This window comes from Streptomyces sp. Ru73 (assembly GCF_002920575.1).
GTDB lineage: Bacteria > Actinomycetota > Actinomycetes > Streptomycetales > Streptomycetaceae > Streptomyces.
This window is the reverse complement of record NZ_PQSQ01000143.1, coordinates 1-13,626: the sequence shown is the minus strand read 5'-3', so window position 1 is coordinate 13,626 and position 13,626 is coordinate 1. Positions and strand designations below refer to the sequence as shown.

The window sequence follows — 13,626 nt, the reverse complement described above, 5'->3', positions numbered from 1 at the left end:
GGGATTCCGGTACCGGGGCGCGGGTCGGCGGGCCGGCCCGCCAGGGCGGCGGCCGCGGCCACGAGTGGTGAGGACGGCGGTGCGCCGGCCGGGCTGCCCCGGCCGCTGCCCGCCTGGGCGACGCCGCCGGCCGGCAGCGGGCTGGCCTTGGAGGCGCACGGGGTGTCCTTCGCGTACGGCGAGCATGCGACGCCGGTGGTGCAGGGGCTGGAGCTGACCCTGCCGGTCGGCGGGCACCTGGCCGTCGTCGGGCCGAGCGGCATCGGCAAGTCCACCCTCGCGGCGCTGCTCGCGGGGGTGCTGGTCCCCGACCGGGGAGAGATCCGGCTGGGCGGGAACGGCGCGGGGTCCAGGCGCGTTCTCGTGCCCCAGCAGGCCTATGTGTTCACCGGGACGCTCAAGGAGAACCTGCTGTACCTCTGCCCGCGCCCGGAAGCGGTGCCGGACAGCGCGCTGCGGGCCTCGGCCGTGGCCGTGGGCGCCGCCGAACTGGTACAGCGGCTGGGCGGGTTCGGCGCGCGGGTCACGCCCGGCACGCTCTCGGCCGGCGAGCGCCAGCTGATCGCCCTGGCCCGGGCCCATCTCGCGCCCGCGCCGCTCGCCATCCTGGACGAGGCCGCGTGCCATCTGGACGCGGCCACGGAGGCCCGGGCCGAACGGGCCTTCGCCGCCCGGCCGGGCGGCTCACTGATCGTCGTCGCGCACCGCATCAGTTCGGCGCTCCGCGCCGACCGCGTCCTGGTGATGGACGGTACGTACGCGCTGTGCGGGCGCCACCGCGACCTGCTGCGGCGGTCGGCGCTCTACCGGGACCTCGTGGGGGAGTGGACGGATCAGGCACGGCCCGCCCTCTCCCGCTGAGCGGCGCGGGGCCGGGCCGCCGTCCCGTGCGCGGGGCGCGGCCGGGCCCGTCGCCCGGTACGCCCCTCACAGCCAGCCCTCGCCCTGGGAGATGCGGATGGCGTCGACCCGGTTGCGGGCGCCGGTCTTCCGGGTGATCGCCGACATGTAGTTGCGCACCGTCCCGTTGGACAGGTGCAGCGTGCCGGCGATCTCGGCGACCGAGGCGCCCTCGGCGGCGAGCGTGAGCACGCTCAGCTCCCGCTGGGTGAGGGGCATTTCGGCGGCCTGCAGAAAGCCGAAGCCGAGCGAGCCGTCGATGAAACGCCGGCCGGCCGCGACCTGCCGGATGCCCGCGGCCAGCTGCCGGGGCGAACCCTCCTTGTCCACGAAGCCGAGCGCGTCGGCCTCGAACGCGCGGCGCAGCGGTCCCGGCCGGCCCGCCGAGCCCAGTACCAGCAGCGCGGGCCCGCGGCGCGGCGCTGCCGTCCCCTCCCGGCCGCCGCCCGGAGCGCACTCCGCACCGCACGGCGCGGCGTCCGCCGTACCGTGCGCCGCGTGTTCCCGGCATCTGGTGGCCTGCTGGGGGATGTGCGCGACGCGGCCGGGCGTGCCGCGGCCGGCGGCCGGGTGGCCGCCGTGCGGGTCCGCCACCGTGTGCGTGCCGGCCGCCGGGGCGCCCCGGCCGGTGCCGCCGTGCGCGGTCACCGTGGTGCGCGCCCCGGCCGCCGTTCTGGCCCCGCGGGCGTTCCGGCGGGCGTCGGCGTTCCGATACGCGCCGTCACCCCGGCCGGGCTCCCCTCTCGCCGGCTTACCTTCGGCATGTGCCGCAGGCGATGCCCCGCTGTCCGATAGCTTTCGCAACGTGTTCAGTCCGATCGGCGCGACGGAGTCCACATCGACCACGCAGACGTCCGGTTGCCACGTGCGCACCCGGCTCTCCGCGCCGTCCGGCGTGGACACCGCCACCTCTATGTCGTTTTCCCTGCTGAGCACCTCGGCCAACGCCCATCGGAACAGGCAGACGTCGTGCACCAGCAGCACCCGGATCACTGCAGTCCCCCTCCAGACCCCCGTGTACCGGCATATTTGTCAACCACCCCGAATTCATACCTGTAATGGGCGTGGGATGGGGCCGCAGATCAGGCCAAGAGGGGGCAAGGGGGCGCACGGGGGCACGGCAGGATGCATGTATGCACTCCGTGAGGGGGGCAACCCCGTGGCGCGAGAGGGTGCTTACCGGGAGGGAAAGGGCTATTCCGGGCGCTGTGGCGAGGTCAGTTCGATCAGACGGCACACCGTCTCAATGTCGATCTTCACTTGCGCAATCGAAGCCCGGCCCGACAGCCAGGTGATGAGGGCCGAGTGCCAGGTGTGCTCGATCACTCGCACGGCCGACAGCTGCTCGGGCGTGGCGGCCGAATCCAGCCCCATGGCGTCCAGGATGATCGCCGTCGTGAGCCGGGAGACGGTGTCCACCTCGGGACTCACCGACCGGTCGGCGAAGGTGAGTGCGCGCACCATGGCGTCCGCGAGGTGCGGCTCGCGCTGCATCGCACGGAAGGCCCGCATCAGCGTCTGGGCCACCCGCGCGCCGGGGTCACTCTCCGTCGGTGGCCGTTTGCGCAACGTCGCGTGCATGTGCTGCAACTGGTCCTGCATCGTCGCCACCAGCAGGTGCACCTTGGAGGGGAAGTAGCGGTACAGCGTCCCCAGGGCGACGTGCGACAGCTCCGCGACCTCGCGCATCTGTACGGCGTCGAAGCCGCCCCGCCCGGCCAGCTGGGCGCTGGCCTGCAGGATGCGGCGGCGGCGCGCTTCCTGGCGCTCGGTCAGCGCGTGACTGGCGGGAAGCGCCGGCCGGGGTTCGGAAGTCATGTGTCCCATTCCGTGGCGGTCCGTCCGTGCTGCGGGGTGCGTCGAGCTGCTGATCGGCTCAGCATGGCACCGGGTGGGTCGTGGCGCGAATCACCTGGTGCGGCTCTTTTCGCCGGTTCCCCGGCCGGTAGATTCGAACGAGGTGAACTCGTCGGTAACCGATCGGTTCTGTAACTTGTTCTAGATTAGCGCCAGCGGTTACGCTCCGGCGAAAGTCCAGTGAGAGAGGGGCCGAGAGTGTCCGCTGAGGCCGTCCAGGCAGCCGCCGCTCGCCCCGCCGAGGCCACCGGCGACCGCCCCCTGCGGATCGCCCTGCTCACGTACAAAGGGAATCCCTTCTGCGGCGGCCAGGGCGTCTACGTACGCCACCTCTCCCGCGAACTGGCCGGGCTCGGCCATTCGGTGGAGGTCATCGGCGCCCAGCCCTACCCCGTCCTCGACGCCGGTGTCCCGCTGACCGAGCTGCCCAGCCTGGACCTCTACCGGCAGCCCGACCCCTTCCGCACCCCCAAGCGCGACGAGTACCGGGACTGGATCGACGCCCTCGAGGTGGGCACGATGTGGACCGGCGGCTTCCCGGAGCCGCTCACCTTCTCCCTGCGCGCCCGCCGCCACCTCACCGCGCGACGCGGCGACTTCGACGTCATCCACGACAACCAGACCCTCGGCTACGGCCTGCTCGGCGACCTCGGCGCGCCGCTGGTCACCACGATCCACCACCCGATCACCGTCGACCGGCAGCTGGACCTGGACGCGGCCGACGGCTGGCGGCGCCGCGCCTCGGTCCGCCGCTGGTACGGCTTCACCCGCATGCAGAAGCGGGTGGCGCGCCGGCTGCCGTCGGTCCTCACCGTCTCCGGCTCCTCGGCCCAGGAGATCACCGACCACCTGGGCGTCCGTCAGGACCGCATCCACGTCGTGCACATCGGCGCCGACACCGACCTCTTCTCGCCCGACCCCTCGGTCCCCGAGGTGCCGGGGCGCATCGTCACCACCTCCAGCGCCGACGTACCGCTCAAGGGCCTGATCCACCTGGTCGAGGCGCTCGCCAAGGTCCGTACGGAGAACCCCGGGGCGCACCTGGTCGTGGTCGGCAAGCGCGCCGACGACGGCCCGGTCGCCGCCGCCATCGAGCGGTTCGGGCTCGGCGGCGCCATCGAGTTCGTCAAGGGCATCAGCGACGCCGAGCTGGTCGACCTGGTCCGCAGCGCCCAAGTGGCCTGCGTGCCCTCCCTCTACGAAGGCTTCTCGCTGCCCGCCGCCGAGGCCATGGCCACCGGCACGCCGCTGCTGGCCACCACCGGCGGCGCGATCCCCGAGGTCGCCGGGCCCGACGGCGAGACCTGCCTCGCCGTGCCGCCGGGCGACGCCGACGCGCTCGCCGCGGGCCTGCACCGGCTGCTGGGCGACGCGGACCTGCGCCGCCGGCTCGGCGCGGCGGGCCGCGCCCGCGTCCTGTCCCGCTTCACCTGGCGGCAGGCGGCCATCGGCACCGCCGAGCGCTACCGCGAGGCCATCGCCCGGCAGGCGGACGCCCGGCCGCGGCCCGCCGGCAGCACCGCCGTCCCGGCCGCCGAGCCCGCCGCACACGCCTAGACCAGCGCCATCCCGCCCGCCGTGACCGCCGTGACCCGCCAGACCGTCCCCGCCGTCCCCGTGCGGCCGGGACACCCCCAGGACGAAAGCTGAGAGGCCGTGCTGACCGTCGACTTTTCCCGATTCCCGCTCGCACCGGGCGACCGCGTGCTCGACCTGGGGTGCGGCGCGGGCCGGCACGCCTTCGAGTGCTACCGGCGCGGCGCGCAGGTCGTCGCCCTGGACCAGAACGCCGAGGAGATCCGCGAGGTCGCCAAGTGGTTCGCGGCGATGGAGGAGGCCGGCGAGGCCCCGGCCGGCGCCACCGCGACCGCCATGGAGGGCGACGCGCTCGCGCTGCCCTTCCCCGACGACTCCTTCGACGTCGTGATCATCTCCGAGGTCATGGAGCACATCCCCGACGACAAGGGCGTGCTCGCCGAGATGGTGCGGGTCCTCAAGCCCGGCGGCCGGATCGCGGTGACCGTGCCGCGCTACGGCCCCGAGAAGGTCTGCTGGGCGCTCAGCGACGCGTACCACGAGGTCGAGGGCGGCCACATCCGCATCTACAAGGCCGACGAACTCCTCGGCAAGATGCGCGAGGCGGGCCTGCGCCCGTACGGCACCCACCACGCGCACGCGCTGCACTCGCCCTACTGGTGGCTGAAGTGCGCGTTCGGCGTGGACAACGACAAGGCGCTGCCGGTCAAGGCGTACCACAAGCTCCTGGTCTGGGACATCATGAAGAAGCCGCTGGCCACGCGGCTCGCCGAGAACGCGCTGAACCCGCTCATCGGCAAGAGCTTCGTCGCGTACGCCACCAAGCCGCACGAGCCGAAGGCCGCCGCCGCGCCGCACGACGAGCCCGCGCGAGCCGCCCTGTGACGAGCCCCGGGCGCACCGAACGACTCGTCCTGCCCGGAGTGCTCACCGCTGAGCAGGCCGCCCGCACCGTCGCCGGCATCCTCGCGACGCAGCGCGCGGACGGCGCCATCCCCTGGTTCCGGGGCCACCACCTCGACCCCTGGGACCACACCGAGGCCGCGATGGCGCTGGACGCGGCCGGTGAGCACGAGCGCGCGGAGGCGGCGTACCTGTGGCTCGCCGAGCACCAGCTCCCCGACGGCTCCTGGTACGCCGCGTACGCCGACGGGGACGCGGCCGAGCCCACCGACCGCGGCCGCGAGACCAACTTCGTCGCGTACCTCGCCGTCGGCGTCTGGCACCACTACCTCTCGACCGGCGACGACACCTTCCTCGACCGCATGTGGCCCGCCGTCTACGCCGCGATCGAGTTCGTGCTCGCGCTCCAGCAGCCCGGCGGCGAGATCGGCTGGAAGCGCGAGGACGACGGCACGCCCGTCACCGACGCGCTGCTGACCGGCTCCTCCTCCGTCTACCAGGCGCTGCGCTGCGCCCTCGCGCTGGCGGAGCAGCGCGGCGAACCGCAGCCGGACTGGGAGCTGGCGGCCGGCCGGCTGGGCCACGCCATCCGCCACCACCCCGAGCGCTTCCTCGACAAGTCCCGCTACTCGATGGACTGGTACTACCCGGTGCTCGGCGGCGCGCTGCGCGGCCAGGCCGCCAAGGAGCGCATCGAGGCGCAGTGGGACGACTTCGTCGTGCCGGGCCTCGGCGTCCGCTGTGTCCTGCCCAACCCCTGGGTCACCGGCGGCGAGAGTGCCGAACTCGCCCTGGCGCTCTGGGCGATGGGCGAGTCCGACCGGGCCGTGGAGATCCTCCGCTGGATCCAGCACCTGCGTGCCGAGGACGGCATGTACTGGACCGGCTACGTCTTCGACGACGACGCGATCTGGCCGCGCGAGCTGACCTCGTGGACGGCGGGCTCCCTGCTCCTCGCGGTCGCCGCGCTCGGCGGTGACGAGCCGACCACCGCCGTCTTCGGCGGCGAACGCCTCCCGACGGGCCTGGACCCGGACTGCTGCCGGTGAGCCCACGCCGGAGCGTGTTCCCCGCGCCCGGAGCGTGATCCCCGCCCCGCAAAATCCGGGGCGGGGGCCCGGGAAGCCGCACTAGTGTGCGGCTATGACACGTCTTGGGCACGAGAGGTACTGCGAAGAGATTCTGGTGCAGACCGGGCTGTTCCGGGAGGCACTGCGGGGGGCGGACCTGAAGGCGACGGTGCCCACCTGCCCGGAGTGGACGATCGGGGAGCTGACCCGGCACCTCGGCGGAGCGCTCCGCTGGATGGGGACGACCGTGCGGACCCGGGCACAGAGCATGGTGCCCGACGAGGACGTACCGGACTTCAAGGGGCCGGGGGACGGGGAACCGGCCGCGCTGGACGCCTGGCTGGGCGAGGGCGCGGAGCTGGCGGCCGCGGCGCTGCGGGAGGCCGGGCCGGACGTCCGGGTGTGGACCTGGATGGCGGAGCAGAAGACGGGGTTCTGGGCGCGCCGCGCCGTGCACGAGACCGCGATCCACCGGGCGGACGCGGCGATCGCGGTGGGCACCGAGTACCGGCTCGCCCCCGACGTCGCGGTGGACACCCTGGAGGAGTGGCTGGAGATCGGCACCGCGCCGCAGGCCCTGGAGCTCAGGCCGGAGCTGCGGCGGCTGCTGGGCCCGGGCCGCACCCTCTGCCTGCACGCCACGGACACCGGCGGCCCGGCCGGCACGCGCTGGATCATCGACATGACCGGCGACCGGATCGCCTGGCGGCACGGCGGCGCCGGGGATCAGGCCGCCGTCACGGCCGGCGGACCGCTCACCGACGTCCTGCTGGTCTTCTACCGGCGGCTGTCGCCGGACACCCCGACGGTCACCGTCCGGGGCGACCGCGACCTGTTCGACGAGTGGCTCGGGCTGGTGTCCTGGTGACGGACGCCGCCCCGGCGCGCTAGGCGTTGAGCTCGGCGAGTACGCGCAGAGTGTGCGGGTCCGGGGCCGTGACCAGGAGGTCGGTGACCGGGCCCGCGCGCCAGGCGGCCAGCCGTTCGGCGATGCGGGCGCACGGGCCGACGAGGGAGATCTCGTCGGCGAAGGCGTCGGGGACGGCCAGCACGGCCTCCTCCTTGCGGCCCTGGAGGAAGAGGTCCTGGACGCGCCGGGCCGCCTCCTCGTACCCCATCCGCGCCATCAGGTCCGCGTGGAAGTTCTTCGTCGCGTGCCCCATGCCGCCGATGTAGAAGCCCAGCATCGCCTTGACCGGCAGCAGCCCCTCGGCCACGTCGTCGCAGACCGCGGCGCGGGCCATCGGCGCGATGCGGAAGCCGGCCGGCGCCCCGGCGAGCGCGGCGCGGTGGATGCCGGCCCGCTCCGGCGACCAGTACAGCGGCAGCCAGCCGTCCGCGATACGGGCGGTCTGGGCGATGTTCTTCGGCCCCTCGGCGGCGAGGAGGACGGGCAGGCCGGCGCGGAGCGGATGGGTGATCGGCTTGAGCGGCTTGCCGAGACCGGTGCCGTCCGGGCCGCGGTACGGGTGGGCGTGGAACCGGCCGTCCAGCGTCACGGGCCCCTCGCGGCGCAGCACTTGGCGCACCACGTCGACGTACTCGCGGGTCGCGGTCAGCGGGCTCTTGGGGAACGGCCGCCCGTACCAGCCCTCCACGACCTGCGGCCCGGACAGCCCCAGCCCCAGCAGCACCCGGCCGCCGCTGAGGTGGTCCAGGGTGAGCGCGTGCATCGCGGTGGCGGTGGGGGTGCGCGCCGCCATCTGCGCGATGCCGGTGCCCAGCTTGATCGTTGAGGTGTGCGCCGCGATCCAGGTGAGCGCGGTGAACGCGTCCGAGCCCCAGGACTCGGCCGTCCACACGGAGTCGTACCCCAACGCCTCGGCGGCACGGGCCAGTTCGAGGTGGCGGGGATCGGGCCCGCGCCCCCAGTAACCGAGCGCCAGCCCGAGCCGCATGTCGCCTCCTCCTGACGCGCCGTCAGTTCAGTGCGCCGACTGTACGGCCCGCACCCGGCGAAGGCAATGGCCCCGCGGGGAGGGCGCGGACACGGCGACGGCCCCCCGCCCACGGGAAGGGGGCGAGGGGCCGTCGGTCCGGCGACCGGCGCGCGGGGTCAGCCGCGCTGGATGCCGGTGGTGTCCTGCAGGACGCCGCGGCGGCCGTCCTGGGTCTGCGCGATCAGCGCCTGGCCGCGCTGCTCGACCGCGAGGTACCAGGTGCCGGGGGCCAGTTCGGCGACCGGCGTCGGGCTGCCGTCCTCGCCGTACAGCGGGCGGGCGACCGGAACCGCGAACCAGAACGGCGCGAACTCGGCGGCGGGGGCCCCGGCCTGCTGGTCGGTCGCGGCCGGCGCGGGCTGCCCGGCCTGGCCGCCCTGCGTGTGCTGCGGCTGGCCGCCGTACGAGGGCTGGCCGCCCTGCTGCGGACCGCCGGGGTAGCCGTAGCCCTGGCCCGGCACCTGCTGCGCGCCCGGGTAGCCGTACCCGGCGTTGACGCCGGTGTTGTACGGGGACGGCGAGGCCGCGGGGGCCGTGATGAGCTGGGCCTGCAGTGCGGGGACGAGCGGCGCGGCGACGGCCGCTGCGGCGAGGAGCAGGGCTGCGATGAGGCCGATGATGATGCCGGGGCCCGCGCTGCCGACGCTGATGATCGTCCAGAACGCCGTCCACGCGGCGAAGATGGTGAGCGCGACGCCGAACTGGCCCAGGTCCAGCCCGGCGACCTTGCGCGGCTGCGGCAGCGCGCGGCTCACGATGATCAGTGCGGCACCGATCACACCCGCCAGGTAGAGGCTCATGACGACGGAGAGCGAGTCCCAGGCGTTCGAGCTCTCGACGGAGGCGCAGTACTTGGCCGGCAGACCGGAGCAGTCCGGGCTGCCGGTGAAATCGAGGAACGAGGCGATGAACAGCAACACCGCTGCTCCGATCACCACGCCGTCGCCTCGTGTGAGGGATCGGATGTTCACGTAAGGAGTCCTTTGCCGTTTTTCGTCATGGGTCGTGCTGTCGCCGATTGCGCACGGTGCGAGGCGCGGGGGTGGCCCCCATCGTAAGGGGGAACCTACCGCCCCATCCGCTGGGTCGTCTCGTCCCCATATGACTGCGCCGCCGGGCCCCGGCCGCCCCGGTGGGAGCGGCCGGCCGGGCGCCGGGCGGCGGCGGTCAGCCGCGCAGGAAGCCCGTGATGCCCTCGGCGATGCCGGCCGCGGCCTTCTGGCGCCAGGCGGGGTCGGTGAGGTGCGCCGCGTCCTTCGCGTCGCGCATGTTGCCGCACTCCAGGAACACCTTCGGCACCCGGGAGAGGTTGAGTCCGCCCAGGTCGGTGCGGGTGTCCAACCCCTTGCCGGTGCCGATGTAGTTGGCCGGCGCGCTGCCGGTCGCGGCGACGAAGCGGCCCACGAGGTGGTCGGCGAGGTCGCGCGACGGGCCGGTGATCTTCCGGGTGTCCGCGCCGCCGCTGTGCACCACGCCGGGGCGGATCACGTGGAAGCCGCGGTTGCCGGCCGCGGCGCCGTCCGCGTGGATCGAGAGCGCGGCGTCCGCGTGCGCCGTGTTGCCGATCTCGGCGCGCTCGTCGACGCACGGGCCGTACGGGCGGTCGCCGTCCTGGGTGAAGACGACCTTCGCGCCTTCCTTCTGCAGCAGCGTACGGGCGCGGCGCGCCACGTCGAGGGTGAAGGACGCCTCGGCGTAGCCGTCGTTCGTGGAGGTGCCGGTGGTGTCGCACTCCTTGCGGGCGTTGCCCACGTCGACCTGGCGGGCGATCTCCTTGGCGTGATCACGGTTGGCCGGATTGTGGCCGGGATCGATCACCACGACCTTGCCCTTGAGCGGGCCGCCGCCGGCCGCGGGAGCGCGCTCCGCGCCCGCGTCACCTTCGTGGTCCGTGCCGCCGTCGCCCGGCCGGGCCGTGGCGGTGTGCTCGCCGGCCGCTGCGGGCCGGTCGGGGCCCGGCCTGCCCTCGGACGCCGTGCCGGAGCCGCCGGCGCCGGTACCGCAGCCGGCGCAGCAGAGAGCTGCCACCGCGGCGGGCACGAGGAGGAGCGTGCGCACGGAGCGGCGGGTGGTGGGGGGAGTACTGCCGTTCGACACAGCGCGATCGTAACGTCCGATGGCCGGAAGGCGGCGTTCCTGCCGGGGCGCGTCCGGCACCGGCCCGGCAGGCCCCGCGCGCGTCCCCCGTCTGCCGCGCGGCCGTCCCTCAGATGCCCTCGCCCGTCCGGCGCAGGACGCGCAGCGAGCGGTGCGCCGAGACCTCGGTGAAGGCGCCGGTCTCCAGTGCGCGCAGGTAGATGCGGTACGGGGCCTGCCCCGTCCACTCGTCCACCGGGTCGGGGAACACGTCGTGGATCACCAGCAGGCCGCCCGGCGCGACGTGCGGCGCCCAGCCCTCGTAGTCCGCCGTGGCGTGCTCGTCGGTGTGGCCGCCGTCGATGAAGACCAGGCCGGCCGGTGCCCGCCACAGTGCGGCGGCCTGCGGGGAGCGCCCGACCAGCGCCAGTACGTGCTCCTCCAGCCCCGCCGCGTACAGCGTCCGGCGGAAGGCGGGCAGCGTGTCCATCCGGCCGACCTCGGGGTCGACGACCTCCGGGTCGTGGTAGTCCCAGCCCGGCTGCTGCTCCTCGCTGCCGCGGTGGTGGTCCACGGTGACCGCCATCACCCCGGCGGCGCGTGCCGCGTCGGCCAGCAGCAGGGTGGAGCGCCCGCAGTACGTGCCGATCTCGATCAGCGGCAGCCCGAGCGCGCCCGCCGTGGCGGCCGCCGCGTACAGCGCCAGCCCCTCGTCGACGGGCATGAAGCCCTTCGCCGCCTCGAACGCGGCGAGCGTCTCCGGCCGGGGAGCGGCGGTCATGGGACACCTCCTGGTGACGGCACCGGACCCTGTTACCGGCGCGTACGACCAGCTCATCGTGGACTACGCCACTCCCCGGCGCACGCGCGGGGGTCGGTGCGGGAGGCCGCTACTGACCTGACTGAGTGTCAGGTGTGGCCTTCCGCCCGACTGGAACCTGTTCTACTGTGCCCGCCATGGGCATCGGAATCACGCGAGACCACCGTGAACTGGCCCGAGCGGTACGCGGGTGGGCGGGCCGCGCCGTGCCGCCCGAGGACCGGCGGAAGCTGCTCGACGCGCCGCCGGGACGGGCCGGACGGCCCGCCTGGTGGGACCAGGCGGCGGCACAGGGGCTGCTCGGGCCGCAGCTGCCCCGGGAGTACGGCGGGGGCGGCGGGGAGCTGCTGGACCTCGCGGTCGTCCTGGAGGAGACCGGCCGGGCCGCACTGCCCGGCCCGTACCTGCCCTGTGTGCTCGCCGCCGAGCTGCTGCGGCGCGGCGCCCGGAGCGAGGCGGTACGCGGACTCGTGCGCGCACTGGCGGCGGGGGAGCGCATCGGCGCCGTGGCCCTGACGCCCGGCGGGCTGACCGCGGCCGAAACGGCGGACGGCTATGTCCTGGACGGCACGGCGCCTGCGGTGCTCGGCGGCGGGGAAGCGGACCTGCTCGTCCTCGGCGCCGCGACGGCGGCCGGAACGGTCTGGCTCGCGGTGGACGCCGCGGCCCTGACGGTCCGGGTGCCCGCCGGCGCCGACCCCACCCGCCCGGCCGCCGAGGTCACCGCCGCCGCGGTTCACGTCCCCGGCGACCGGCTGCTCGCGCTCGACGCGGACCTCGTACGGGACCTGGCCGGGACGCTCTCCGCCGCCGAGGCGTGCGGCACCGCCGCCTGGGCGCTGGACACCGCGGCGGAGCACGCCAAGGTCCGCGAGCAGTTCGGGCGGCCCATCGGCCAGTTCCAGGCGGTCAAGCACCTGTGCGCGGAGATGCTCGTACGGCTCGAACAGGCCAGGGCGCTCGCCTGGGACGCCGCCCGGGCCGTGGACGAGGCGCCGGAGGTGCGCGGCCTGGTGTCTGCACTCGCCACCGCGACCGCCCTGGAAGCCGCGTTCGGCTGCGCCAAGGACTGCATCCAGATACTCGGCGGCATCGGCTTCACCTGGGAGCACGACGCGCACCTGTACCTGCGCCGGGCGACCGTCGCCCGGCAGCTGCTGGGCGGCCCGGCCGGGCACCGGGAGCGCGCGGCCCGGTACGGCGCGGCCGGCGCCCGGCGCGCGCTGCGGATGGAGCTGCCGGCCGCGGCGGACGGCTATCGCGCCGCGGCCCGCGAGGCGATCGCCGCCGCCGTGGGCCTCGATCCGGCCGCGGCCCGTAAGGTGCTCGCGCCCACCGGGTACGCCGCGCCGCACCTCCCCGAGCCGTACGGCCTCGGTGCCGGCCCGCTGCGGCAGCTCGCCGTGCAGGAGGAACTGCGGGCGGCCGGGGTGCGGATCAGCGATCTGGGCATCGCGACATGGGTGGTGCCGTCGCTGCTCACCTACGGCACGCCGGAGCAGCAGGAACGCCATCTGCTGCCCACGCTCCGCGGCGAGCAGCTGTGGTGCCAGCTCTTCTCCGAGCCGGAGGCCGGCTCGGACCTGGCGTCGCTGCGGACCCGCGCGGAGCGGACGGCGGACGGCTGCTGGCGGATCAACGGCCAGAAGGTGTGGACGTCGGCGGCGCAGTGGGCGCGGTACGGCATCCTGCTGGCCCGTACCGACCCGGACGCGCCCAAGCACAAGGGCCTCACCTACTTCCTCGTCGACATGGAGACACCCGGCATCGACGTCCGGCCGCTGACGGAGATCACCGGCGACGCGCTCTTCAACGAGGTGTACTTCGACGACGTGCTGCTCCCCGCCGACGCCGTGGTCGGCGAGGTCGGGGACGGCTGGCGGGTCGCCCGGCACACGCTCGGCAACGAACGCGTGCACATGGCCGACCAGATGACCTTCGACACCGGCCTCGAAGCACTGATCGAACGGGCGGGCGCGGCCGAGGCGGACGGCGCGCTGCGCGCCCGCGTCGGCGAGCTGGCGGCCGAGGCACACGCGCTCGGCTGCATCGGGCTGCGCACCACCCTCCAGCAGGTCGACGGGCTGGAACCGGGCGCCGGGGCCAGCGTCCGCAAGCTCGTCCAGACCCGCCACCAGCAAGCAGTCGCCGAGCTGGCCCTCGAACTCCTCGGCCCGGCGGGCGCGGTGCGCGAGGGCGCGGGGGAGCGTGCGCTGCACGGCTTCCTGATGTCCCGCTGCCTCACCATCGCGGGCGGCACCACGCAGATACAGCTCAACGTCGTCGCGGAGCGGCTGCTCGGACTGCCCCGGGACCCCGAGCCGCGCCCGATCATCTGAGGAGCACTGGCTATGAAGGCGTACATCGTCGGCGTCGGGATGACGAAGTTCGAGAAGCCCGAGACGCGCGACCGGCAGTACTGGGACATGGCGAGGGAAGCGGGCGGCGCGGCGCTCGCGGACGCGGGCATCGCGTACGACCAGGTGGAACAGGTCCCGGTCGGCTACTGCCACCAGGCGTCCAC

The 13,626-nt window shown here is 74.5% G+C and carries 12 protein-coding genes and 1 pseudogene; 7 read left to right on the top strand and 6 right to left on the bottom strand.

Translation table 11 applies throughout. The features are described 5' to 3' along the window. A partial coding sequence (locus C3486_RS34425) for an ABC transporter ATP-binding protein (RefSeq protein ID WP_146075116.1) occupies nucleotides 1-861 on the top strand: 861 nt, incomplete at its 5' end. A gap of 66 nt (nucleotides 862-927) precedes the next feature. On the opposite strand, the gene C3486_RS34420 is transcribed toward C3486_RS34425, so the two are convergent. Together C3486_RS34420 and C3486_RS34415 are read right to left on the bottom strand one after the other, a co-directional pair. Continuing rightward, nucleotides 928-1,431 carry a response regulator transcription factor gene (locus C3486_RS34420; RefSeq protein ID WP_103836797.1) on the bottom strand — a complete coding sequence of 168 codons (504 nt, stop codon included), beginning with the start codon at nucleotides 1,429-1,431 and terminating at the stop codon, nucleotides 928-930. Nucleotides 1,432-2,094: 663 nt separating this feature from the next. Next, on the bottom strand, nucleotides 2,095-2,718 hold the full coding sequence (locus C3486_RS34415) for a TetR family transcriptional regulator (RefSeq protein ID WP_103836796.1): 624 nt from the start codon (nucleotides 2,716-2,718) through the stop codon (nucleotides 2,095-2,097). A 237-nt stretch (nucleotides 2,719-2,955) separates the two neighbouring features. Between C3486_RS34415 and C3486_RS34410 the strand changes: the two genes are divergently transcribed. The 4 genes from C3486_RS34410 to C3486_RS34395 all read left to right on the top strand — a co-directional run bounded on the left by C3486_RS34410 (nucleotide 2,956) and on the right by C3486_RS34395 (nucleotide 7,134). Further along, nucleotides 2,956-4,314 (top strand): glycosyltransferase family 4 protein, encoded by a 1,359-nt coding sequence (locus tag C3486_RS34410; RefSeq protein WP_103836795.1) that lies wholly within the window; start codon nucleotides 2,956-2,958, stop codon nucleotides 4,312-4,314. 99 nt (nucleotides 4,315-4,413) lie between these two features. Continuing rightward, complete coding sequence (locus tag C3486_RS34405; RefSeq protein WP_103836794.1) at nucleotides 4,414-5,178, top strand: class I SAM-dependent methyltransferase; 765 nt, start codon at nucleotides 4,414-4,416, stop codon at nucleotides 5,176-5,178. Beyond that, nucleotides 5,175-6,245, top strand: a complete 1,071-nt coding sequence (locus tag C3486_RS34400; protein ID WP_103836793.1) for a prenyltransferase — start codon at nucleotides 5,175-5,177, stop codon at nucleotides 6,243-6,245. The genes C3486_RS34405 and C3486_RS34400 overlap by 4 nt, the downstream gene beginning before the upstream one ends. A 94-nt stretch (nucleotides 6,246-6,339) precedes the next feature. Continuing rightward, nucleotides 6,340-7,134, top strand: coding sequence for a maleylpyruvate isomerase family mycothiol-dependent enzyme (locus C3486_RS34395; RefSeq protein WP_103836792.1), 795 nt, complete (start codon nucleotides 6,340-6,342; stop codon nucleotides 7,132-7,134). A 19-nt stretch (nucleotides 7,135-7,153) separates the two neighbouring features. On the opposite strand, the gene C3486_RS34390 is transcribed toward C3486_RS34395, so the two are convergent. The 4 genes from C3486_RS34390 to C3486_RS34375 form a co-directional block, all read right to left on the bottom strand. Further along, complete coding sequence (locus C3486_RS34390; protein WP_103836791.1) at nucleotides 7,154-8,164, bottom strand: LLM class F420-dependent oxidoreductase; 1,011 nt, start codon at nucleotides 8,162-8,164, stop codon at nucleotides 7,154-7,156. Nucleotides 8,165-8,322: 158 nt separating this feature from the next. Next, nucleotides 8,323-9,177, bottom strand: a complete 855-nt coding sequence (locus C3486_RS34385; RefSeq protein WP_103836790.1) for a DUF5336 domain-containing protein — start codon at nucleotides 9,175-9,177, stop codon at nucleotides 8,323-8,325. Nucleotides 9,178-9,373: 196 nt separating this feature from the next. Further along, entirely contained in the window at nucleotides 9,374-10,303 is a 930-nt protein-coding gene (locus C3486_RS34380; protein ID WP_103836789.1) for an N-acetylmuramoyl-L-alanine amidase, read from the bottom strand. A gap of 109 nt (nucleotides 10,304-10,412) precedes the next feature. Further along, a complete protein-coding gene (locus tag C3486_RS34375) occupies nucleotides 10,413-11,063 on the bottom strand; it encodes a class I SAM-dependent methyltransferase (protein WP_103836788.1) in 651 nt (216 codons plus the stop codon). Nucleotides 11,064-11,239: 176 nt separating this feature from the next. On the opposite strand from C3486_RS34375, the gene C3486_RS34370 reads away from it, so the two are divergent. Both C3486_RS34370 and C3486_RS38430 read left to right on the top strand, forming a co-directional pair. Continuing rightward, complete coding sequence (locus C3486_RS34370) at nucleotides 11,240-13,441, top strand: acyl-CoA dehydrogenase (protein WP_103836787.1); 2,202 nt, start codon at nucleotides 11,240-11,242, stop codon at nucleotides 13,439-13,441. A gap of 12 nt (nucleotides 13,442-13,453) precedes the next feature. After that, nucleotides 13,454-13,626: pseudogene (locus C3486_RS38430) on the top strand (Nonspecific lipid-transfer protein); the annotation flags it as partial.

Excerpts from the sequence above, each read along its gene's own strand:
- C3486_RS34415 (WP_103836796.1), bottom strand. The coding sequence starts at position 2,718 with ATGACTTCCGAACCCCGGCCGGCGCTTCCCGCCAGTCACGCGCTGACC.
- C3486_RS34395 (WP_103836792.1), top strand. The coding sequence starts at position 6,340 with ATGACACGTCTTGGGCACGAGAGGTACTGCGAAGAGATTCTGGTGCAG.
- C3486_RS34390 (WP_103836791.1), bottom strand. The coding sequence starts at position 8,164 with ATGCGGCTCGGGCTGGCGCTCGGTTACTGGGGGCGCGGGCCCGATCCC.
- C3486_RS34375 (WP_103836788.1), bottom strand. The coding sequence starts at position 11,063 with ATGACCGCCGCTCCCCGGCCGGAGACGCTCGCCGCGTTCGAGGCGGCG.
- C3486_RS34370 (WP_103836787.1), top strand. The coding sequence starts at position 11,240 with ATGGGCATCGGAATCACGCGAGACCACCGTGAACTGGCCCGAGCGGTA.